Source organism: Variovorax raffinosi (genome assembly GCF_051216615.1).
GTDB lineage: Bacteria > Pseudomonadota > Gammaproteobacteria > Burkholderiales > Burkholderiaceae_C > Variovorax.
Genome location: NZ_JBPJZR010000006.1, coordinates 353,247 through 376,252 on the forward strand (window position 1 = coordinate 353,247; position 23,006 = coordinate 376,252).

Here is a 23,006-nt window from a genome sequence, read left to right on the forward strand (position 1 = left end):
GCACCTCGCCACGACGCGCCTACTGCAGGTAGCTTTCCGCGAGCAGCGCCCAGTAGGCCGCGCCGATCGGCAGGTTGCTGTCGTTGAAGTCGTAGCCGGGGTTGTGCACCATGCAACCGCCGTGCTGGCCCGGCGCGCCGTTGCCGATGAAGAGATAACAGCCGGGCCTTTTCTCCAGCATGAACGCGAAGTCTTCGCTGCCGGTCACGGCCGGGCCCTGCGGCTCCACATGCTCGGTGCCCACCAGCTCGCGGCCGATGCGCCGCGCGAACTCGGTTTCTTCGGGCGTGTTCACCAGCACCGCATAACCCTTGCGGTAGTCGATATGCGCCTTCACGCCGAAGCTATCGGCCTGCGCGTTCACGATGGCCTTCAGGCGTTTTTCGAGCAGCTCGCGCATCTCGCGATTGAGCGAGCGCACGCTGATCTCCAGCACGCAGGTCTCGGGAATCACGTTGTTCGCCTTGCCGGCATGGATGGCGCCGACGGTGACGATGGCCATCTCCTGCGGATCGGCGTTGCGCGAGACGATGGTCTGCAGCGCCATCACGATGCTCGACGCGGCCACGATCGGATCGGCCGAGCGGTGCGGCATGGCGCCGTGCCCGCCCACGCCGGTGAGCGTGACGGTGGCGTAGTCCGACGAGGCCATGGCCGCGCCTTCGCGAAAGACGAGATCGCCCTGCCGCCGCCCCGGCGAGTTGTGCATGGCGTAGACCGCGTCGCAGGGGTACTTCTCGAACAGGCCGTCTTCGATCATCTTCACTGCCCCGCCCATGCCCTCTTCGGCCGGCTGGAAGATCAGGTTGAGCGTGCCCGAGAACTCGCCGTGCTGCGCAAGGTACTTGGCGGCGCCCAGCAGCATCGCGGTGTGGCCGTCGTGGCCGCAGGCGTGCATGATGCCGGGCCTTCCGCTGCGGTAGGCCAGGCCGGTTTTCTCTTCGATGGGCAGCGCGTCCATGTCGGCGCGGATGCCGATGGCGCGCGTTCCGCCGCCGCGCTTCAGGCGCCCGACCAGGCCCGTCACGCCGAGCCCGCGCTCGACCTCGTAGCCCCAGGCCGCAAGGCGCTCGGCCACCAGGTCGCTGGTGCCGAACTCTTCGAAGCCAAGCTCGGGGTTCTGGTGGATCTGCTGGCGCACCGTGACGAACTCAGCGGCGTTCTTTCTCATGTACTCAAGATAGTGCTGTGCGTTCTGCGGCATCGTGTTCTCTGAGGTGGGAGGGGAAGAATCTGTCGATCAATCAGGGTTGCAGCGCCATCGTGGCGGGCAGCCGCGTCCAAGGCAGGTCGGCCGGATCGGCGGCCATCGGGCCCGGCGCCTTGGCGACCAGGATGCTGCTGGCAATGGGCGCGAAGTCGGCGCGAAAGTGCACCGAGCTTTTGTTGACCAGCAGCTTCATCGCCTCGGGCTCGATGCCCAGGTAGCGGAAGAACTCGCGGTCGAGCATCTGGCTCTTGCCGCTGGCCACGGCGATCCGCACACCGTCGATCTCCAGGCAGGCGCTCGGGCCGAGCGACACCACGCCGCCGCGCGACATCGGCCCCTTGCCCTGCACCTGCCCGTCGCTGAGCGCGGTCACGGTGAACAGGCCTTCGACCGGCGCGTCGCTGAACTGGCCGCCCCAGGTGGGCACCGAGGTGCCGAGCGCGATGCGGATCTGCGCGCCCACGCCGGCTTCATGCGCGGCGGCCGCGGCGGCCGGGTCGAACATCAGCCCCAGCGCCACCTTCCCCGGAAAGCGCTTGCCCGCGCCTTCGGCCAGCAGCGCATGCAGCATGCCGGTGGTGTTGCTGTCGGCGCCCGCGCCGGGGTTGTCCTGCGTGTCGGCAATGACGACCGGGCGGCTAGCACCCTCCGCCAGTTCCAGCGCCCGTGCCACCGCCACGCGCGGCGCCAGCACGTCGAGCCGCCATTGCGAGCGCGGCTGGTCGATGCGCTCATACAGCGTGGCCACGGCCGCGCCGGCGTCATCGCCATAGCCCCACACCACCGGGCCGCACTCGGCAATGTCGGCGGCCGGAAAGCCGGTGGCAAAGCTCAGCACCGCGTCGTGCTGCGCGTCGAGTTCCTTCAACAGTCCGTACACCGATGCGGCCGGCTCGATCATGGTCGACTGCACGTTCAGCGGCAGCAGGAAGCTGAGCCGCCGCGCATGCAGCGGCTCGCGCGAACCGCGCGCCACGCGGCGCTCCAGCAGCGTCGCGGCGAGCCGGCCGGTGTCGGCCATGTCGATGTGCGGGTAGGTGCGGTAGGTGGCCAGCGCATCGGCCTCGGCCAGCATCTGTGCGGTGATGTTGCCGTGCAGGTCCAGGCTCGCGACGATGGGCACGTCGGGCCCGACGTGCATGCGGATGCGCGCGATCAGTTCGCCTTCGGGGTCTTCCAGGTGCTCGGTCACGGCCGCGCCGTGCAGGTCGAGGTAGACCGCGTCGATGCCGCCGTCGGCCAGCGCGGCGGCCAGGTCTTCGATGATGGCGGCCGAGATGCGCTCGAAGGCGTCTTCGGTCACGTGCGCCGAGGGCGTGGCGCCGGCCCAGGCCGAGGGCACCAGCGACCAGCCCTTCTCGCGCGCCGCGTCGATGAAGCCGCCGACGGGAATGTTCCTGCCCGCGTAGGCCTCGACGATGGCGGCACCGCGCCGGTACGGCGGAAAGCTCGAGCCCGCGTTGAACGCGGCCCAATCGGCCTTGCTGGGCGCGAAGGTGTTGGTCTCGTGCTGGAAACCGGCGATGAAGACTTTCATGGCATCCTTTTTTTCATTGGCGTGGGAACGAAGAAATTTCAGCTGCGCGCAAAGGCGAAGTCGCGACCGGGCGCGGCAGCCAGCAGTTTGCGCGTGTATTCGTGTTGGGGTGCGAAGAACACGTCGCGCACTTCGCCGCGCTCGACGATTTCACCCTGGCTCATCACGATCACGCTGTCGCAGATCTGACTGGCCACGCGCAGGTCGTGGGTGATGAAGAGAATGCCGATCTTCAGCCGCTGCTGAATCTCGTCGAGCAGCCGCAGGATCTGCGCCTGCACCGACACGTCGAGCGCCGACACGGCCTCGTCGGCAATCAGCACCTGCGGGTCGCAGGCCAGTGCGCGCGCAATCGAGATGCGCTGGCGCTGCCCGCCCGAGAATTCGCTCGGGTAGCGGCGCAACGCGTCGGGCGACAGCCGCACCAGCCGCATCAGCTCTTCGGCGCGCGCCCAGGCCTTGTCGTGCGGCATGCCGAAGTTGACCGGCCCTTCGACGATGGACGCGCCCACGGTCTGCCTCGGATTGAGCGAGCGGTACGGGTCTTGAAAGATCACCTGCACCGTGCGGCGAAACGGCGACAGCGCGCGCCCCCTGGCATGCGCCACCGAGCGGCCATCGGCAAAGATGTCGCCCGAGGTCGGGTCGATCAGCCGCGCGATGCAGCGCGCCACCGTCGACTTGCCCGAGCCCGATTCGCCCACGATGCCCACGGTTTCGCCGGGCCGCACCGCCAGCGAAACGTCGCGCGCCGCCTTCACCGTGCGGCGCTTGCCGGGCCATGCGCCCGTGACGTAGGTCTTGCAGATGTTCACGGCGTTGAGCAGCGGGTAGGCATCCGCGACCGGCGGGCGCTTGTGCGCGCACAGCTCGGGCACCGCATCGAGCAGCATCTTTGTGTAGGGCTCGCGCGGCGCCGTGAGCACCGCCATCTTGTCGCCCTTCTCGATCATGGCGCCGAGCTGCAGCACCACCACCTCGTCGGCAATCTCTGCCACCACGCCGAAATCGTGCGTGATGAAGAGCACGGCCGTGCCGTTCTCGGTCTGCAGCTCGAGGATGAGCTTGAGGATCTCGGCCTGCGTCGTCACGTCGAGCGCGGTGGTCGGCTCGTCGCAGATCAGCAGCGCGGGCTTGAGGATCAGCGCCATCGCGATCACGATGCGCTGGCGCTGCCCGCCCGAGAGCTGGTGCGGGTACGACGCGAAGATGCGCTCGGGCTCCGGCAGCCGCACGCGCGCCATGATCGCCAGGATCTTCTGCCGCCGCTCGGCCGCGCCCATGTGCACGTGCTGCGCCAGCATTTCGTCGATCTGCGCGCCGCAGGTCATGACGGGGTTGAGCGCGGTCATCGGCTCCTGGAACACCATCGCCATCGACGGGCCGCGCAACTGGCGCAGGCGCGAGGCCGGCGCGGCGAGCAGGTTCTCGTCCTGCAATTCGATGGTGCCGCGCACCGGCACGAGGCCCGATGGCAGCAGGCCCATCACCGCATTGGCAATGACCGACTTGCCCGAGCCCGATTCGCCGAGCAGGCAGACGATCTTGCCGGGTGGCACGTCGAAGGAAACCTTGTCGACCGCATGCGGCCGGTCGCCGCCGCGCGGCAATGCGATGGCGAGGTCGCGCACGGAAAGCACGGGGGCTTGTGGCGTCATGGCTCAGCCTCCGCGCTTGTTGAACTTGGGGTCGAGCGTGTCGCGCAGCCCGTCGCCCAGGATGTTCACGGCCAGCACCGTGAGCGCCAGGAAGATGCCCGGAAACAGCACGTTGTGCGGGTACTGGTTGAACTGCGCGCGGCCCTCCGCCATGATGTTTCCCCAGGTCGCCATGTCCGCCGGCAGGCCCACGCCGAGGAAGGACAGGATGGCCTCCACCAGGATCGCCGAGGCGCACACATAGGTGGCCTGGATGATCAGCGGCGCAATCGCATTCGGCAGGATGTGCCGCACGAGGATCTTCCAGGTCGGCGTGTCGAGCGCAATCGCGGCTTCCACATACGGCTCTTCGCGCACCGTGAGCACCACCGAGCGCACCAGCCGCGCCACGCGCGGAATCTCGGGCACCGCGATGGCCACCACCACGGTGAGCAGCGTGCCGCCGAACAGCGCCACGAGGCTGATCGCGAACAGGATGCCGGGGATGGCCATGACGCCGTCCATCAGCCGCATGATCACGCCGTCGATGCGCCGGAAGTAGCCGCCCAGCAGGCCCACGAGCATGCCGAACACCATGGCGAGCGCGGCCACGGCAATGCCCACCGTGAGCGACACGCGCGCGCCATACAGCGTGCGGCTCCAGATGTCGCGCCCGAGGCTGTCGGTGCCCATCACGAACAGGTGCTCGAAGGTGTCGCCGGCCAGGCTGTTGAACTCGCCGCGCGTGCCGGGCATGAGGTTGCCGCTGCCGGGGTCGATGGCCGTCGGGTCGATGGTGCCGAGCCACGGCGCGGCCAGCGACATCAGCACGAGCAGCAGCAACACGCTGCCGCCCGCGCGCACCGACCAGTCGGCCAGGATGCGCTTGAACAGCGAGCGCCGTTGCGGTGGCGCGAGCGCTTCGATGGCGATGTCTGGCGCCGCGGCAAGGGGAAGGGTCGAATCGGTCATGGTGTTTCCGTTCACGTCGTTCAGTAGCGGATGCGGGGGTCGAACACCAGGTAGCTCACATCGATCAGCAGATTGATGAGCACATAGATGACGGAAAAGAACAGCGTGATGCCCTGGATCAGCGGAAAGTCGCGCGACAGCACCGCATCGACCGTGAGCTGCCCGAGCCCCGGAATGGCGAACACCGTTTCGGTGACCACCACGCCGCCGATCAGCAACGCGATGCCGATGCCAATGACCGTGACGATGGGAATGGCCGCGTTGGCGAGCGCGTGGCGCATCAGCAGCCGCGTCTCGGAGATGCCCTTGGCGCGCGCGGTGCGGATGTAGTCCTCGGTCATCGCCTCGGCCACAGCCGCGCGCGTGACGCGCGCGATCAGCGCCACGTAGATGATCGACAGCGTGACCGACGGCAGGATCAGGTGCTTGATCCACAGCCAGGGCCCCTGGCTCAGCCGCTGGTAGCCCTGCACCGGCAGCCACTGCAGGTGCAGCGCGAAGATCCAGATGAGCACGTAGCCGATCACGAACGCGGGTATCGAAAAGCCCATGACCGAGAAGCCCATGAGCATGCGGTCGAGCCAGCCGCCGTGGCGCCATGCGGCGATCACGCCGAGCGGCACCGCGATGAGGATGGTCGCCACCAGCGTCACGGCCGCGAGCGACACCGTGGCCTCGATGCGCTGGCCGATCAGCTCCACCACCGTCTTCTTCATGAAGTACGACTCGCCCAGGTTGCCCTGCAGCAGTTGCGCGCTCCAGTGGAAGAACTGCACCGGCAGCGACTGGTTGAGCCCCAGCTGCTCGCGCACCCGGGCGATGTTCTCGCTGGTGCCGCTGTCGCCCACGATGGCGGCGGCCGGGTCGCCGGGCGCGAGCCGCAGCATCAGGAACACGATGAGCGCGACGATGACGAGCACCGGCACGGTCGAGAGAATGCGGCGTGCAAGAAAGAGCAGCATGGGTGACTCCCTGATTCGAGCCGCGTCAGTTCTTCTTCAGGTTCCAGAACACGGCCACCGGCGAACGCACCACGCCGCTCACCACGCCCTTGCGGTAGGCCGTGAGCGGCTTGTATTCGCCGATGGGCGCGTAGATGCCGGTGTCGTACACGCGCTGCTGGATGGCGGTGGCCAGTTCCTTGCGCTTGGGTTCCTCACTGCTGGCGAGGAAGTCGGACTTGAGCTGCTCCAGCTTGTCGTCGGTGGCCCAGCCGAACCAGCCTTTTTCGCCATTGCCCGTGAGCGGCGCGAAGAACATCGGGTTCATGTTGTCGGCAATGCCCCAGCCGGTGATGAAGAGGTTCCAGCCGCCATTGGCCACCGGGTCTTTCTTGGCGCGGCGCGTGACCAGCGTGGGCCAGTCCATCGACTGCATGTCGACGTTGAAGCCGGCCTGCTTGAGCAGTTGCGCCATCACCGGCGGAAACTTGTTGAGCACCGCGAAGTCGGCCGGGTACATCAGCACCACGGGCTTGCCGTCATAGCCCGCTTCCTTGAGCAGCGCCTTGGCTTTCTCGAACTGCGGCTTGCCGGTGAAGTAGCCGGTCTTGTCGGACGCGAAGGCCGAGCCGCAGGGGTAGATGGAAGCGCAGCTGTTGTACAGCTCCTTGTGCACGAGCTGGGCGCGCATCAGCGCCTCCTGGTTGATGGCCATGAAGGCGGCCTGCGCGATCTTCGGGTTGTCGAAAGGCGGGATCAGGTGGTTCAGGTGCAGCGCGAACGAGCCCTTCGACACGGGGCTGTCGAGCGTGATGGCGGGGTTGTTCTTGAGCGCGGTGTACTGCTCGGACGGCACCCACTCGATCATGTCGACCTCGCCGTTGGCCAGCGCATTGGCCTGGGTCTGTGCGTCCTTCAGGACGATCCATTCCATGCGATCGACGTACACGTTCTTGCCGCCGGCCGTGCCGGAAGGCGCCTCGGCGCGCGGCACGTATTTGGTGTTCTTCAGGTAGACGATCTTTTCGCCGGGGCGGTATTCGTCCTTCTTGAAGATGTAGGGGCCGGAGCCGGTGGCGTCGTCGATCTGCTTGTCGGCCGGCGTGGCGGCCACGCGCGCCGGCATGATGAAGGGCGGGTTCGACGAAGGCTTGCTCAGCGCATCGAGCACCATGCCGAAGGGCTCCTTGAAGACGAACCTGAAGCTGTTGGCATCGACCGCCTCGGTCTTGTCCATGGCGGCGAACATCTTCTGGCCCAGGCCGTCGCGCTGGCCCCATCGCTTGAGCGAGGCGAGCACGTCGTCGGAGGTGACCGGCTTGCCGTCATGGAAGGCGAGGCCCTTGCGCAGCGTGAAGTTCCAGGTCTTGCCGTCGGCGCTGGTGGTGTACTTGTCGACCATCTGCGGGAGCACCTTGCCGCGTTCGTCCACGCCGAAGAGCGTGTCGTAGACCATGTAGCCGTGGTTGCGCGTGACGAAGGCGGTGGTCCAGATCGGGTCGAGGATCTTCAGGTCGGACTGCGGCACCAGGCGCAGCACCTTGCCCGCGTCCTGCGCGAAGCTGCTCGCCGAAGCGGCGGCGAACAGCGCGCCCGCAAGGATCGTTGTCATCAGGGATTTTCTAGACAGCATGCTTCAGTTCTCCGGTGAAAGAAATGGGGAAGGTGTGAACGTGAAAAGGCTTCGGCCACGCGCGGGCCACCGCCACGGCAAGGCCGATGGCAGGGACGCGCGAGGCGCTCGGATGGAAGTCATGGACACAGGCTCCGGAAGCGAACAAGGACACGCCGCGCGTTGGCGCGGGGTGCCCCTGCTGTCCTTTGGCCTGAGAGATTCACCATGCGCGCACATCGCACATGGCTTGCCCCTTCGGCGGCTGCCCTCGGCACCTTGAACGGCGCCGGGCAACGCTCTCCAGCGTTAGAAAAAATCCAGTCTTGGGACCTGAGCGTTCTGGGCTATCGCCTTCGGTAATGCACTAACTCGAAGCATCGAGCCGGCATTTCTCCTGGATCAGTTTCTCTAAGCAGTTTGCGTGCCACTCGGGCTGGGTAGTACGTCGAAAAAAACTACTGCAGACCGCCGCCGCAGAAGCCGGGCTTCTCGGTCGAGTCGTCGGTGAAGCTGACGGTGGTGCGCTTGTTCGCGCTGGGGCCGGTGTGCGCGGGCCAGTCGCTTTGCAGCCATGTGTAGCGCCACACATAAGGCCCGCCGGCCTTGGCGGGCTCGTCGTAGGCGATGCGCAGGCTGCCCCGGCTTTCGTCCTGGCAGTGCTTCGATGTCTTGTATTCCTTCTCGCTGAAGCAGGCTCGGATCGACTGCGAGCACCAGTACGGAATACCTTCGTGCGCGGCCTTGGCCGGCTGCCCGGCGGGTGTGTCGAGCGGCACGAAATCGGCGGTGACATACGAAGCACCACCGCCCGAATAGCTCTCGGACTGGCGCTGCGTCACGGCCACGGCCCATCGGCCTTCGGCCAGCGGATACAGCGCCGGCGCGAGCGTGAGATACACCTCGGGGTCACCACTCTTGCGGTCCTGCTGCAGCGAGCCCACGTAGGTCGAGAAGTCGTGCAGGCGATCGAGCTGCCAGGTGGCGTTGGCGGCGTCGCGCTTCAGGCGCGCCATGGCCAGGGGCTTTTCCGAAATGACCATGTAGTCGTCGCTCGCGCCACCGCGCGGCCGGTGCAGCGTCAGCGCCTTGGCGTCGCAGGGCTGGGGCAGCAAGGCGCACAGATGGGCGCGCCAGTCGGCATCGACAGACTCCGGCGCCTTGACCGCGACGAAGACCTGCGCCGAAGGCGCGGCCACGGCGGGGCCCGCGAGCCCCAGGGCGACGAGCCATGTGCCGGCGCCGATGGTGAGGAGTTTTTTCATGCGCGAATGGTAGCCAGCCGCCTCAGCCCGATGGGTTAAAACCGGCGCGTGAATACGACCGCCTCTCCCCTCCCCCTTCTCCAGATCCAGGACCTCGGCTTCGCCTATCCGGGTCAACCCGCACTCGCCGCCGGCTGGAACGCCGCCATCGGCCCGGGTGTCACGCTCTTGTACGGCGACACCGGCACCGGCAAGTCCGCGCTGCTCCAGGTGATCGCGGGGACGCTGCCCGCCACCGGCCGGTTGACGGCGGCCGGCGCGCGCCTGGACAACGCACCCGAGGCCTATCGCCAGAACGTGTTCTTCGTCGACCCGACGACGGACCGGTTCAACGAGGTCACGCCCCGGGAATGCACGGCCACCCTGAACAAGGGCAACCCGCATTTCAGCGAAGAAAAATGGCAGGCCCTGGTCGAAGGCTTCGCCCTGGCGCCGCACCTGGACAAGAAGATGTACATGCTCTCGACGGGTTCGAAGCGCAAGGTCTGGATGGCGGCCGGGCTGGCGTCGGGGCGTCCGCTGCTCCTGCTGGACGAGCCCACGGCCGGGCTGGATGCCGCCTCGATCCGCTGCCTGTGGGCCACGCTCGCCGGCTTTTCCGGGCAAACCGCGCAGGCCGTGCTGGTCGCCAGCGCCGCGCGCATCGACACGGTCCCGCTGGCGGCTTCCATCGACTTGCCACTGCATTGACACAGGCCGTCGCGGGGTGATCCGGCCGTGAAATGCCATCTCACCCGCGCGCCCGGCGACAATCGGCGGTTCCGGCGGTCAGATCCCGCCTGAACTCCCTGCCACCCGACAACACAGCATTACGGAAGCAAGCGCATGAGCTCGAAGCAACCCACCATCGTCTACACCCTGACCGACGAGGCGCCCCTGCTGGCGACCTACGCGTTTTTGCCCATCATCCGCGCCTTCACCCACCCGGCCGGCATCGACGTGACCACCAGCGACATCTCCGTCGCGGCCCGCATCCTGGGCGAGTTCCCCGAATTCCTCGGCGACGACCAGAAGGTGCCTGACAACCTCTCCGAACTGGGCAAGCTCACGCTCAAGCCCGAAGCCAACATCATCAAGCTGCCCAACATCAGCGCCTCGGTGTCCCAGCTCAAGTCGGCCATCAAGGAACTGCAGGACAAGGGCTACAAGATCCCCGACTACCCCGAGAACCCGACCACGGACGAAGCCAAGGACATCCGCGCGCGCTACAACAAGTGCACCGGCAGCGCGGTGAACCCCGTGCTGCGCGAAGGCAACTCCGACCGCCGCGCGCCCAACGCGGTGAAGGAATACGCGCGCAAGAACCCGCACAGCATGGCCGACTGGAGCCAGGCCTCGCGCTCGCACGTCTCGCACATGCACGGCGGCGACTTCTATCACGGCGAAAAGTCCATGACCCTGGACCGCGCGCGCAACGTCAAGATGGAGCTGATCACCAAGAGCGGCAAGACCATCGTGCTCAAGCCCAAGGTCGCGCTGCTGGACCGCGAAGTCATCGACTCGATGTTCATGAGCAAGAAGGCGCTGCTGGACTTCTATGAAAAGGAGATCGAGGACGCGCACAAGACCGGCGTGATGTTCTCGCTGCACGTCAAGGCCACCATGATGAAGGTCTCGCACCCCATCGTGTTCGGCCACTGCGTGAAGATCTTCTACAAGGAAGCCTTCGAGAAACACGGCAAGCTGTTCGACGAGCTGGGCATCAACGTCAACAACGGCATGGTCGACCTGTACAACAAGATCGCCACGCTGCCCCAGAGCACGCAGGACGAGATCAAGCGCGACCTGCACGCCTGCCACGAGCACCGCCCCGAACTGGCCATGGTCGACTCGGCCAAGGGCATCACCAACTTCCATTCGCCCAACGACGTGATCGTGGACGCTTCGATGCCCGCGATGATCCGCAACGGCGGCAAGATGTGGGGCGCCGACGGCCGCCTGAAGGACGTCAAGGCCGTGATGCCTGAATCGACCTTCGCCCGCATCTACCAGGAGATCATCAACTTCTGCAAGTGGCACGGCGCCTTCGATCCCAAGACCATGGGCACGGTGCCCAACGTCGGCCTGATGGCCCAGAAGGCCGAAGAGTACGGCTCGCACGACAAGACCTTCGAGATCGCCGAAGACGGCGTCGCCAACATCACCGACCTGGACACCGGCGAAGTGCTGATGAGCGAAGACGTCGAGCAGGGCGACATCTGGCGCATGTGCCAGGTCAAGGACGCCGCGATCCGCGACTGGGTCAAGCTGGCCGTCACGCGTGCGCGCAACTCCGGCATGCCGGTGGTGTTCTGGCTCGACGCCTACCGCCCGCACGAAGCGCAGCTGATCACCAAGGTCAAGATGTACCTGCACGAGCACAACACCTCGGGCCTGGACATCCAGATCATGAGCCAGGTGCGCGCCATGCGCTACACGCTGGAGCGCGTCGTGCGCGGCCTGGACACCATCAGCGCCACCGGCAACATCCTGCGCGACTACCTGACCGACCTGTTCCCCATCATGGAACTGGGCACCTCGGCCAAGATGCTGTCGATCGTGCCCCTGATGGCCGGCGGCGGCCTCTACGAAACCGGCGCGGGCGGCTCGGCCCCCAAGCATGTGCAGCAGCTGGTGGAAGAAAACCACCTGCGCTGGGATTCGCTGGGCGAATTCCTCGCGCTGGCCGTCAGCCTGGAAGACCTGGGCCTGAAGACCGGCAACGCGCAAGCCAAGATCCTGGCCAAGACGCTGGACACCGCCACCGGCAAGCTGCTGGACAACAACAAGAACCCGTCCCCCAAGACGGGTCAGTTGGACAACCGCGGCAGCCAGTTCTACCTGGCCATGTACTGGGCCCAGGAACTGGCCGCGCAGACCGACGACAAGGAACTGCAAGCCAAGTTCAAGAAGCTGGCCGAGACGCTCAGCGCCAACGAGAAGAAGATCGTCGACGAACTCGCGGCCGTGCAGGGCAAGCCGGTGGACATCGGCGGCTATTACCTGGCCGACCCGAAGAAGTTCGAGGCGGTGATGCGCCCGAGCGCAACGCTCAACGCCGCGCTGGCGCAAGGCTGATTGCAGCCGCGCGCCTTGCGGGCGCGCCAGAGACGGAACGCAACGGCGGCTGGTGACAGGAGGCCAGCCGCCGTTGCGATGCGCATATGTAAAAAGACAAAAAATGAGGGGGAGGGAATGGCACGTTCCATTCTGGGCGTGAAGCCCGCAGAAGCCGCGCCGCAAGTGTCCCTGCGCACGGCTGACATCCAGAGCAAAAGCCGCACGACATTGAGCGGCACGGCGCTTCAGGCACGACTGCGCCAGAAGCGCTCCATGCAATACATCGAAGCCATGACGCGGCTCGATGCAGGCACGCATAACCACGGCGCCCAAGCCAGCCAGGATCTTCAGGCGGCCATCCGCCAGGAACTGCCGGACGTATCGGTGGACGCGTTGCCTCTGGGCATCGTTGCCAAGTGCCATCTGGGCCCACCCTACGAGGTGCACACGCTGGATTGCGCCGGCGGCATCATCCATCACTTCAAGACAGGTGAGGCCTTGCCCCAGTTGATGGAGCGCGCCCGATCCCTGGCCCAGCACCCCAGCTACGCCTTCATCGAGGTGTACTCCACCCGGTTGGTCACCGTGAGTGCGTCCGGGCAGACCGCCATCATCGAAATTTGAGGAGAGCACCCATGAGTTCAGAACGCATCATCCAGCTCGCCGATCTGAGCATGATCCTCGGATCACTGCGCAGCCTGCACGGCGACATCAGCACCGTTTCCGGCCAGGTCGAATCCGTCGGACAAGACCTGTCCCAGACGCGCGCCGAGTTGTCGCGACTCGAACAGGCCTTTGCCGACTTCGTGGAATCCGACCTCAAGGCCAAGGAACTGTCGCTGGCCGAGACCCGGCAGATCAAGGTGCGCCAAGAACTCGAAAGCACCTTCGGCTATTACGGGGTGGTGCGCCGCCAGGCCACCGGCATCCTCCAGGCCTCGGACGTCCAGCTGGTACGCAAGGAAACGCTGCGCAGCGCCACCGAAGAGCTGATGATTTCAGCCCCGCGCTACTGGCTGGCGCCTGCGCTGGTGGCGCTGTCGGCCTGGCTGGGCGACAACCGCGATCTGGCAACGCGCGCGCTGGCCGAGGCGGTACGCCGCGACGATGAGAAGACCTCGCTGTTCTTCGCCCTCATCGCCCGTCGCGCCGGCCGCATGGTCGCCAACCGCACCTGGCTGGACCGCTACTTTGGCTTGCAGGATCCTTATCACCTCGACCGCCAGACGGTCGTCATGATCGATGCCATGGCCAACGGCGTGTTCGGCGCCGACGTGAGCATGTATTGCAGCAAGCGCATCACTGCATGGATCGATGAGTTGTCCCAGCAGGCAGGCTTCGTGGAAGCGCAGCGCGTCCAATGGGGCAAGGGTCTTGTTTCCAAGACACCGACCGACGACCACGCTGGCCGCTACAGCCATCTGCAGCGTTTCAGCCCTTCGTGGAAAACCATCAATGACGCGCTCAACGGCGTGGCCATGCACCAGTGCGTGCTGTCGCATTTCGACGGCATCTTCAAGGGAGAGATCAAACCCGCCGCAAGCGTGCTGACCGCCGTGGACGATCTGCTGAGCAAGCTCGTGACACGCTTCGACGATGAAGAGCTGCCACTGCGCCGCCAGGAAGAACTGTGCCGCTTCATCATCGAAGAGAACGGCGACAAGCACGCCGCCCGCAAGCGCTACGACCTGCAAAGCTCGGCGCTTGACGAGCAGGTGGACTTCACCCAGTTGCTGACCAATGCGGCCATGCACCCGGAGACCTCGCACGTCACGCGCGCCACGCAGCGTTTTGCGATTGCCCACTCGCGCGACTGGATCCTTGACGCCCATGCAGACGTCACAGCCAAGGCACGGATGGCGATTCCGACCCAGATCGACATCGTCATCGAGGACTGGAAAGGCACCACCGCCCAAGGCGACAACGAGACCGAACTGCTCGGCGCCTTGCAAGCGAGCATTGCCAAGCGCGAGGCGGACACGCTGGCGCAGGTCAAGCTCAAGGCGCTTCATTGGGCAGGCCTTGTGTTCGGCGTGATCCTGGTGTTCATGGCTTTCGGCAGCGGCCCGATCCCTTTCGTGATGGGCGCCGCCTGCCTCACGTGGGTGTTTCTCGCGTATCGCCAGTTGGACAAGGCACGCGCCAGAATCAAGGCCGACTTCGCCACGCTGCAGGAGCAATCTGCCCAGGCCCTGCGTGCCTGCATGGCGGAAGTGGTCGAACTGCGCCGCGACATTGCCAAGCGCGACGCCGTGTCGGCCGACGTGACAACGCTGCTGGAAAGCATCAGCCCCGAACAGCACATCCTCTCATCGCATGACACGGTGCGCCGCGTCATGGTCAACAGCTAAGGAACGCCGCACATGAGCCGCGCAATCATCTCTGGCACCGACGCGCCCTCCGACACCGCACCGGGTGTCGACCCGGCCCTCACCCTGACGAAGACCGTGCCGGCAGCGCCGCCCTCGCCGACCGAGGCACCCGATGCCTTGGCGGGTGCTTTGCCCGCATGGGATCTTCTGCCGGCAACGCCGTTCGTCCGTCGCGTCAAGTAGTTCATGGACGCGCCTTCCGAGGGGCCTCAAAGCTACGCGCAGTGGAGCCAGTGCCTCGACCGCCTGGCTTCGGGCACGCAGGATGAGGCTTGCCTTGAACACATGGGCAGAGGCCAGCTCTCGTGGAGCGGCGGCGTGGGTCCATTGTTCGCGCAGCGCCTGGCCGACGAGTTCAATGCACGGCTGACTCGCTGCTCGGAGCACCTGACCCGGGACTTGCGTTCCGGCTCGGATGAAGGCACCGTTGTGCGGGCAATTCTCAACGCGCGCCAATCGCTTTTCTTCCTGCATCGACTGACGCTGGTTCCCGCCTTTGCCGAAACGTTGCGCACGCATCTCAAGGGCGAGGTGCGCAAGTTCGCCGAACGCTCCCAGCAATCGCTTGAAGACTCGGCCCAGGCAGACCGCAGCGGACGCTTGCGCTTGCTGCTCCAGAACAACAATCTGCTGCGCTACGACACGCTCTCGCCTCCTGCGCAGCAAGCCCCGGGCGTAGCGCCTGCTTCCGCCTTGACCGCGCCGACCTTCCCTTCCCCCGCCGTACGGCGGCGAAACATCCTGACCTGAAGAGTTCCGATGAGCGACACCAACGAGTTCAAGGCCACCCTCACGCGCTACCTCAAGGCGCGCATTCCGTTCATCTCGATCCGCAGCGCGGAAAGGGCACGCGTGCTCGACTTGCTGCGCGAGGTGGGCGCCACGCTGAACGCTCCGGTGTTCGTGCACACCCTCTCGCAGGGCACGCGTGAACTGGCAACGGGACGTTCGGTCAACGAAGACCGTTCGGCAGCCGGGGCCGTGGACTTTGCCAGCCAGCAATTCGCCCAGCGCCAGAACCTGTCGATGGTGCTGACCGAGGTGTCCGACATCGAGGACGACACGGCATCCGCACGCCAGTTGCTCGACGTGGTCATGCTCGCCGCGGAGCACAGCGGCGTGGTGGTCGTCATCACGACCAAGCCCGTGTGGGGACAACTGCAGCGCGCCGGCATGTCGCTGACGCTGTCCGCTCCCAGCGAAGACGAAATGTTCGCGATCATCCGCGAGAACCTCGATGCCTACCGTGGCCACTTTCCCATCGAATGGGATGCCGATGACGAGCGCCGGGCCGCGGCCATCCTTGCCGGTATTTCGCGCATAGAGGCCGAGAACATCATCGCAACGTTGCTGGCCAACGGCCGGATCGCCAAAGCCGACATGGTGGAACTGATGCACGCCAAGGATCGTATCTTTGCGGACATTTCAGGCATCGAGCGTGTAACCGTTCGAGGCACCGAACTGAATGTGGGTGGACTGGGCGGCCTCAAGGCATGGCTGGACAAGGAACGCCCGCTGCTCACTGCCGATCTGCGCGAACGAGGCATTCGCCCCCCCCGCGGCGTGCTGCTGGTGGGCGTGCCCGGGTGCGGCAAGTCACTCTCGGCCAAGGCCATCGCGGCCAACTGGAGCCTGCCGCTGTACCGGCTGGACCTGTCCACCATTCACGGCCAATATCTTGGCCAGAGCGAGTCGCGACTGAAGGACGCGCTGGCGACGGCGGACCACGTCTCACCCTGCGTTCTGTGGATCGACGAAATCGAAAAGGGCTTGGCGGGCGCACAGGGAAGCGGCGACGGCGGTACTTCCACGCGCCTGGTCGGGCAGTTCCTGTACTGGCTGCAAGAGGCGCGGGCGCGCGTCTTCGTTGTTGCCACCGCCAACGACGTCTCCAAGCTGCCGCCCGAGTTGCTGCGCCGGGGCCGCTTCGACGAGCTGTTCTTCGTCGACTTGCCCACGCCGCAGGAGCGCCGCGAGATCATCGACATCTACACACGTCGCGGTCTCAAGCAGACGCCACCCGAGGAGCTGATGGAAGAACTGGTTGCCTTGTCGGACGGTTTTGCCGGTTCCGACCTGGAGTCGGCCGTGCGCGAAGTGGTCAAGGAGGCCTATCTCAATGGCGACGCGGCGGTAACGCCCGACCTGTTCCGCCGCAGCTTCGTGAACGTGGTGCCTTTGTCCAAGACCGCACCGGAGCAGATCGAGAGCATCCGTGCCTGGGGCCGCGAACGAGCCGTGCCGGCGTCCGGCCAACCCATCGGCAATGCACCGAACCAATCACGACCACGTCGCCAGGTATTGGGCTGAAGCAATAAGTCTCCACGTCCGTTACACGGACTGCGGGATTTGAACTGCCGAGACTCACAACTAGACTCTTGCTCCACACATTCGCTGCGTGAGGCAGGCACATCATGAAACTCTGGCTGGTTTCCATTGCGCTGGCGGCCCTCGCCGGCGCGGCCCACAGCGCCGAAAACTGCGAAGACCTGCGCACCCGGATCGAATCGAGCATTGCCGCGGCCGGCGTGACGCGCTTCACCGTGACCATCGTCGATGCCAACGCATCGGCGAACGGCCAGACGGTGGGCAGTTGCGAACTCGGCAGCAAGAAGGTGATGTACGAGCGCGATGTCGGGCCGGGCTCCACCGCAGCGCCATCCGCTGCGCGCCCGACCGCCGCGCCGATGCTCACCGAGTGCAGGGACGGCACGGTGTCCGTCGGCGGCGACTGCAAGAAGTAGCAGCGGGCACCGCTTCCTCTCGCACTGCCTTGCAGGTGCAGGTCAGCCGCAGGTCTCCGGCTCGAGCAGCCCCTTCTGCATGCCTTCGCGAACCGCCTGGGTCCGCGACTTGACGGCCAGCTTGCGGTAGATGTTCTTCACCTGGGTATCGACCGTGTGAAGCGATCGATGGCTGGTCTCGGCGATCTGCCGGTTGCTCAGGCCTTGCGAAATCATGCGCAGCACCTTGATCTCTCGCGGCGACAGCGATACCCGTGACCGCTGCGCACCGGAAGACAAGGCATTGCGCGTGCGCACCGCCTTGGCCGGCGCAGGCACAGGCGCCGGGCTCTCCGGCGCGATCTTCGATGCCAGGATGCGCCGCGCGAGCCGCGACGCCATGACCGTTTCGCCCTGCGCGATCAAACGCATCAGAAAAGCAAGCTCGCCCTCGTTCGCCTCAGCGAAGAGCAAGCCGACGGCGCCCGCGGCCGCTGCGGAATCCGCAAGCAGCTCATGGTCGTCGGCCATGGTCCATTCCATGGGCTCTTCGGGCTGCAGGAAAACCCGGGACACAGGCGTTGCGGACCACGCAGCGGCGCCGTCGGTCGCCGCGTCAGACGGCTGGGGAAGCGCAATCCAGTACTGCGGGCCTGCCGTGCGTTCCACCCTGAAGCGATCGCCACGGGGCCAGCGCGCCACACCAGCATTGCCGCCTTTGAGGGTGGCGGCGCCTTGGATGATTTTTCCTTGGGACATGGTTCAGCCGCTCACTCAAGAAAAAGGATGTGGAGATGCCGCCGATGGAGCGGCGCCGCATGCCCGGCTCTCGGGCCGCGTCAGCCATGAGGTTGCGCGCTCGTCCCCCGCAGGCTTGACCGTGCGTCTCAGTTCTTGAGAAAATCCGCCCAAAGTTCGGTATTTATTTGCACTTTTGTCGTATTTTTAGGTTCTGACGGCCTCGCGCCAGATCCCAAGCTCTTCGATGCGCCTGCACGACCTCGAAACCGGCGCCCGTTCCGCGCTCCAGAACGGCGTGCCCCACAGCCACTTCAGCGTGCAGGCAGAACCGCCGCAGCGGCAACTGCTGGCCTGGCGCGAACGCGTGGGCCACGTGATCGATGTGCTGCCCTCCCCGCGTGAAATCGAAATGCCGTTCCGCGCGGCCATCGACCGCTACAGCGTCGGCGACATCGTCTTCACCGACTGCCGGTCCGACGCGATGGTGCTCGAGCGTTCGCTCGCCCGCATCTCGACCGACACGGTGCGCGACTACGCTTTCCATGTGTTCCTCGAAGGCGATGTCGAGGGCGTCACGGTGCGCCGCTCGGCAACGCGCCAGGACGCACCGCCCGCCGCGAAGATCCTGGCGCTCGACCTGGGCCAGCCGGTGCGCATGCGCCGCAACGCGTGCCGCGTGCTCACCTTCTTCGTGCCGGGCACGCTGGTGGCGGAAATCTTCCCCGACCCCGAAGCCATCCACGGCCGCACGATGCAGGGCGACACGCCGATCACCCGGCTGGCCATGTCGCACATCGCCGCCGTCGGCCAGGACATCGCCACCCTGAACGCCCCGGCGGCGCAAGACGCTGTGCGCGCGGGCGCGCAACTGCTGATCGCGGGCTTCGGCAAGCAGGCCCGACTGAGCGGCGGTGCACGTGCCGCCGCGCGCGCGGCCATGTTCGGCCAGGTGCGGCGCTATGTTCAGGCCAACCTGCATCGGGCCGACCTGTCGCCCGAGAGCGTGCTGACGGCGCTGCGCATGCCGCGCCCGACGCTGTACCGCATGTTCCAGCACGAAGGCGGCCTGGGTGCGTACATCCGCCATCTGCGGCTGCGGCATGCGGCCGACGACCTGGTCCGTTATCCGCACCTGATGGTGACCGACGTGGCCTATGGCGTCGGATTCAAGAGCCCATCGGATTTCACGCGGGCGTTTCGCCGCGCGTACGACATGTCGCCGCAGGACTTCAGGGCTTCGGCCACCTGAGCTGAGCGCGAGCCCGGTTCTTCCCGGGCCCCGGTGCGTGCGCACTCAGAACTTGTAGCGGGCAATCAGCTGTGCATTGCGCGGCGCCCCGTACGTGCCCGAATACCACCAGCCCGACATGGAGGCGATGTACTTGCGGTCGAAGAGGTTCTGCACGTTGAGCGTGATCGAGAGCTGGTCGTTGACGTCGTAGCGTGCCATCAGGCTGGCCACGGCATAGGCGCGCTGGCGCGCGGTGACGCTGCGATCGATCTGCCAGGCGTCGCCCGTGTAGTAGATGCCGCTGTTCCACTCGACGCCGCCGCCCAGCGTGAGCCGGTGCCAGTCGCCGGGCAGGCGGTAGGTCGTCCAGATGCGGGCCATCTGGCGCGGGAAGGTGGTGTTGACGCGCTTGCCGCTCGCGTCATGCGAGCTGCTGTAGTTGTACGACGCGCTCAGGTTCCAGCCGCGCGCCAGCGTGCCGTTGAGTTCGAGGTCGATGCCCCGGGTCTTCGCGCCCTTGATGGGGCGCGAGGCGGTGTTGGTGGTGCCCGGAACGAACTGGCCCGGGTCCGGCTCCGCCAGGTTGTCCTGCCTGATCTGGTAGACGGCGGCGCTGGTCGTCACGCGGCCGTCGAGAAAGGCGCTCTTGATGCCGGCCTCGAAGGTGTTGCCCTTCTGCGGGTCCAGAAGCACGCCGCGCCGGTCGAGCGATGACTGCGGGTTGTAGATGGTGGCAAAGCTGCCGTACAGCGTGTGGTTGGCGTCGAGGTCGAACACCAGCCCGCCGTAGGGCGTGAACACGCGCCGCTCGGAAGAAGGCGACTTCTCGTTGTAGCCGGCCGTGGTCTTGGTGATGTAGTTGCTGTCGTAGTTCAGCAGCTTGCCGCCGACGATGAGCTTGAGCCGGTCGGCCAGCTGGAAGCGGCCGGCGGCATACAGGCTGGTCTGGCGGCGCGTGCTGTCGAAGGTGACGAAGCGGTCGCCGAAGACGGGCACGCCGCTGTTGTTCCAGCGGTAGACATTGACGGGCGCGCCGTTGACGCCCGACTTGTCGAAGCTGCCATCGGTCAGGCTGCGGAAGTCGGTGTAGTCGGCACCGAACACGGCCTCGTGCTGGCGACCGAACAGGCTGAACGGCCCACCCAGTTTCAGGTCCACCGTCTTGTTGCGCAGCCGGTAGTCGCGGCGTTCGCCATTGAGCCGCAGCCCGTCGCCGGTGAACTTGTCGAAGAGGCCGGCGTTGACGGCCATGTAGACCGAGTCTTCCCGCTGCTGCGAGCGCAGGTAGTTGGCCGAGAGCTTGAGCTTCCAGTCGTTGGCGAACGATTGCTCCAGCGTGAGAAAGCCGCTGGTGGAGTTGGTGTTGAAGCGGTTGTTGCGGCTGGCACCGCTGAAGGACACGGGAAAGTCGGTCTGCTCGCCGTCGCTGTTGAACAGCGGATAGCCCAGGTACGACAGCGACCCGCGCGACCGGTTCTCCTGGTGGTCGATGCCGGCGGTGAGCTTGAGCGAGGAGGTCAGGTCGGCCTCGACCACGCCATAGAACACGTCCTTCTTCTTGCTGTAGTAGTCGATGTAGCTGTCGCCGTCCTGGTGAACGGCAACCAGCCGGCCACGCACGCTGCCCGAAGCATTGAGCGGCGTCGAGAGGTCGAGCATCGCGCGCCGGTCGCCCCACGAACCCACGCTGGCTTCGACCACGCCCTGGAAGGCGGCCGTGGGCTTCTTGCGCACCATGTTGACGATGCCCGAAGGATCGCCCGCGCCCGTGGTCAGGCCCGAGGCGCCGCGCAGCACTTCGATGCGGTCGTACAGCGCCATGTCGGCGATGCTTTGCGAAGGCAGCGCGTCCAGCCCCAGGAACTCGGTGTGGGTGTTGACCCCGTCGAGCTGGTAGTTGGAGATCGCGTAGCCGCGCGCGCTGGCGCTGGAGCGCTCGGTACCGAGCACGTTGATGGCAAGGCCCGGCGTGCGCGCCAGCACCTGGCTGATGCTGGTGAGGTTCTCGTCCTCCATGCGCTGCTGCGTCATCACGCTGATCGACTGCGGCGTGTCCTTCAGGCTCAAGCCGAGGCCGGTGGCCACGCTGCCCGGTCCCCGGGCGGTGTAGGCGCCGGTTCCTTCCGTAGTGGCCGAACGGTCGGCCGTGGCGGTCACGCGCACTTCAGCCAGCGTCGCGTCCGACTCGGAGGTGCCTGCGGCCGACGGGCTGCCGCTGTTGCCACTCGCGGACCCGACGACGGTCAGCGTGCCGCCGCTCGTCTGCGCCAGCGCCAGCCCGCTGCCCGCCAGCGCCTGCTGCGCCGCCTGCAGCACGGTGAAACGCCCCTGCACGGCATGGGCGCGCCGTCCGGCCACGAGCGCGGGCGCCGCGCTGATCGTGCGGCCGCCCTGACGGGCGATGCGGGCCAGGACGATGCCGAGTTCATCGGCCGGCAGGTTCCATTCGAGCGCGCCATCGGCAGCAGCAGCGGCGACGGACGATGCGGCGGGGGCGGTCTGCGCAAACGGCGCGGTGGCGCATGCGAGCAAGGCGGCCAGCGCCAATGTGTTCCTGCGCGTGGGCAGGCACTTGCCGGCCGATGGACGGGCGGGGGAAAGAAGGGACAGCGTCACGTCGGAATTTCTCGTCGGTTCTGGTTGATCGGAGCGTTCAACCCTGTATGTCCCGCGAGGAAGCGAAAACCCGTCAGTCGATGCGTGCCTGTCTCTGCTTCATCTGCTTCACGTGGCGCGAACGTCCACGTACACCACCCAGTCGCCCCAACGGCGCACGCGCAGCGGCAGGGTGTCCACCAGGGCCTGCAGCGCATCCATGGGCCGGTCCAGCGGATAGACGCCATACACGCCGACGCGCGCAGCCTCGGGGCTGGCCCGCAGGATGGCGGGCGTGTAGGGCCGCAGGGCATCGAGCACGTCGGACAGCGGCTGGTCGTGCACTTCCAGCACGCCCGTGCCCCATGCGCTCGGATCGACGTGCGCGATGGAGACGGACTCGATGCGGTCGGCCTGCATCCACGCGCTGGCGCCTTCGCGCAGATCGGTGGAGGGACCTTCATGCTGCGTGCTCAGGCGCACGCTGTGCGCCAGCACCGAGACCAGCGTGCGCCCCTCTTCCTGCTGCACCATGAAGCGCGTGCCCAGCGCCCGCACGGTGCCCTGCGCGCTCTGCACGACGAAGGGCCGGCGTGCATCGTCGGCCGCCACGTTGACGATCAGCGCGCCCGCACGCAGCTTCACCAGACGCTGCGTTCGGCTGAAATCCAGATCGACCGCCGAGCGCGCATTGAGCAGCAGGTCGCTGCCATCTTCCAGCGCAAAGCGCCGTCGTTCGGCAGTACCGGTACGCAGGTCGGCGGACCACGCCATGAGCGGTGCGCGCCGGTCGGCCCAGAGCCCGCCGCCCGCGGCGGTCAACAACGCCACCGAGGCACCGCCCAGCAGCGCGCGGCGACGTGCGCGATGGTCGGGCGGCGCGCTGAGCGCGCGCACGCCGGGCAAGGCATGACCATCGGCCTGCAACTGGCTCAGCGCCGGCGCGATCCGCTGGTTCAGCCGCTGCTGCAGCGTCGTCCATGCGGCGGCGTGGGCGGGGGAAGCGGCAAGCCAGCGGGCAAAGGCCTGATGGTCGGCGTCGTTGCTGCGGTCCGAATCGAGCCGGACCAGCCAATCGATCGCCTGCTCGGTGACGGCATCGATCGGCAGGGCCGCGTTGTGCGGCTGCAT

General features: G+C 66.4%; 19 protein-coding genes and 1 riboswitch. Of the genes, 9 read left to right on the forward strand and 10 right to left on the reverse strand.

Annotated elements, in window-relative coordinates; all coding sequences use genetic code 11:
• Positions 1–19: 19 nt before the first annotated feature.
• The 7 genes from ACSFB7_RS20165 to ACSFB7_RS20195 all read right to left on the reverse strand — a co-directional run bounded on the left by ACSFB7_RS20165 (position 20) and on the right by ACSFB7_RS20195 (position 9,174).
• Positions 20–1,171, reverse strand: a complete 1,152-nt coding sequence (locus tag ACSFB7_RS20165; protein WP_435473408.1) for a M20 aminoacylase family protein — start codon at positions 1,169–1,171, stop codon at positions 20–22.
• A gap of 73 nt (positions 1,172–1,244) precedes the next feature.
• Positions 1,245–2,747, reverse strand: a complete 1,503-nt coding sequence (locus tag ACSFB7_RS20170; RefSeq protein WP_435473245.1) for a M81 family metallopeptidase — start codon at positions 2,745–2,747, stop codon at positions 1,245–1,247.
• Positions 2,748–2,785: 38 nt separating this feature from the next.
• Positions 2,786–4,405: a dipeptide ABC transporter ATP-binding protein gene (locus tag ACSFB7_RS20175; RefSeq protein ID WP_435473247.1), complete on the reverse strand. Its 1,620-nt coding sequence runs from the start codon at positions 4,403–4,405 to the stop codon at positions 2,786–2,788.
• A 3-nt stretch (positions 4,406–4,408) separates the two neighbouring features.
• The gene (locus ACSFB7_RS20180) at positions 4,409–5,356 is read right to left on the reverse strand and encodes an ABC transporter permease (protein WP_435473249.1); all 948 of its coding nucleotides are present in this window, start codon (positions 5,354–5,356) and stop codon (positions 4,409–4,411) included.
• Between the two features lie 20 nt (positions 5,357–5,376).
• Entirely contained in the window at positions 5,377–6,318 is a 942-nt protein-coding gene (locus ACSFB7_RS20185) for an ABC transporter permease (protein ID WP_435473251.1), read from the reverse strand.
• A gap of 25 nt (positions 6,319–6,343) precedes the next feature.
• Positions 6,344–7,909 (reverse strand): ABC transporter substrate-binding protein, encoded by a 1,566-nt coding sequence (locus ACSFB7_RS20190; protein WP_435473253.1) that lies wholly within the window; start codon positions 7,907–7,909, stop codon positions 6,344–6,346.
• Positions 7,910–8,101: 192 nt separating this feature from the next.
• A riboswitch (glycine riboswitch) is annotated at positions 8,102–8,226 on the reverse strand.
• 141 nt (positions 8,227–8,367) lie between these two features.
• Complete coding sequence (locus ACSFB7_RS20195) at positions 8,368–9,174, reverse strand: hypothetical protein (RefSeq protein WP_435473255.1); 807 nt, start codon at positions 9,172–9,174, stop codon at positions 8,368–8,370.
• 48 nt (positions 9,175–9,222) lie between these two features.
• On the opposite strand from ACSFB7_RS20195, the gene ACSFB7_RS20200 reads away from it, so the two are divergent.
• The 8 genes from ACSFB7_RS20200 (at position 9,223) to ACSFB7_RS20235 (ending at position 17,329) form a co-directional block, all read left to right on the forward strand.
• Positions 9,223–9,864, forward strand: coding sequence for an ABC transporter ATP-binding protein (locus ACSFB7_RS20200; RefSeq protein WP_435473257.1), 642 nt, complete (start codon positions 9,223–9,225; stop codon positions 9,862–9,864).
• Between the two features lie 135 nt (positions 9,865–9,999).
• A complete protein-coding gene (locus ACSFB7_RS20205) occupies positions 10,000–12,231 on the forward strand; it encodes an NADP-dependent isocitrate dehydrogenase (RefSeq protein ID WP_435473258.1) in 2,232 nt (743 codons plus the stop codon).
• A 117-nt stretch (positions 12,232–12,348) separates the two neighbouring features.
• The gene (locus tag ACSFB7_RS20210) at positions 12,349–12,837 is read left to right on the forward strand and encodes a hypothetical protein (protein WP_435473260.1); all 489 of its coding nucleotides are present in this window, start codon (positions 12,349–12,351) and stop codon (positions 12,835–12,837) included.
• A gap of 11 nt (positions 12,838–12,848) precedes the next feature.
• Entirely contained in the window at positions 12,849–14,564 is a 1,716-nt protein-coding gene (locus ACSFB7_RS20215; protein ID WP_435473262.1) for a hypothetical protein, read from the forward strand.
• Positions 14,565–14,576: 12 nt separating this feature from the next.
• The gene (locus ACSFB7_RS20220) at positions 14,577–14,768 is read left to right on the forward strand and encodes a hypothetical protein (protein WP_435473264.1); all 192 of its coding nucleotides are present in this window, start codon (positions 14,577–14,579) and stop codon (positions 14,766–14,768) included.
• 3 nt (positions 14,769–14,771) lie between these two features.
• Positions 14,772–15,335 carry a hypothetical protein gene (locus tag ACSFB7_RS20225; protein WP_435473266.1) on the forward strand — a complete coding sequence of 188 codons (564 nt, stop codon included), beginning with the start codon at positions 14,772–14,774 and terminating at the stop codon, positions 15,333–15,335.
• 9 nt (positions 15,336–15,344) lie between these two features.
• Positions 15,345–16,895, forward strand: coding sequence for an AAA family ATPase (locus ACSFB7_RS20230; RefSeq protein ID WP_435473268.1), 1,551 nt, complete (start codon positions 15,345–15,347; stop codon positions 16,893–16,895).
• A gap of 104 nt (positions 16,896–16,999) precedes the next feature.
• Positions 17,000–17,329 (forward strand): DUF1161 domain-containing protein, encoded by a 330-nt coding sequence (locus ACSFB7_RS20235; RefSeq protein ID WP_435473269.1) that lies wholly within the window; start codon positions 17,000–17,002, stop codon positions 17,327–17,329.
• 42 nt (positions 17,330–17,371) lie between these two features.
• On the opposite strand, the gene ACSFB7_RS20240 is transcribed toward ACSFB7_RS20235, so the two are convergent.
• A complete protein-coding gene (locus ACSFB7_RS20240) occupies positions 17,372–17,839 on the reverse strand; it encodes a helix-turn-helix transcriptional regulator (protein ID WP_435473271.1) in 468 nt (155 codons plus the stop codon).
• Positions 17,840–18,293: 454 nt separating this feature from the next.
• Here ACSFB7_RS20240 and ACSFB7_RS20245 point away from each other — a divergent pair, with 454 nt between their 5' ends.
• The gene (locus tag ACSFB7_RS20245) at positions 18,294–19,298 is read left to right on the forward strand and encodes an AraC family transcriptional regulator (protein ID WP_435473273.1); all 1,005 of its coding nucleotides are present in this window, start codon (positions 18,294–18,296) and stop codon (positions 19,296–19,298) included.
• Positions 19,299–19,343: 45 nt separating this feature from the next.
• Here ACSFB7_RS20245 and ACSFB7_RS20250 read toward each other — a convergent pair whose 3' ends face one another.
• Both ACSFB7_RS20250 and ACSFB7_RS20255 read right to left on the reverse strand, forming a co-directional pair.
• Entirely contained in the window at positions 19,344–21,896 is a 2,553-nt protein-coding gene (locus ACSFB7_RS20250) for a TonB-dependent siderophore receptor (protein WP_435473275.1), read from the reverse strand.
• 108 nt (positions 21,897–22,004) lie between these two features.
• Positions 22,005–23,006 carry a FecR family protein gene (locus ACSFB7_RS20255; RefSeq protein ID WP_435473277.1) on the reverse strand — a complete coding sequence of 334 codons (1,002 nt, stop codon included), beginning with the start codon at positions 23,004–23,006 and terminating at the stop codon, positions 22,005–22,007.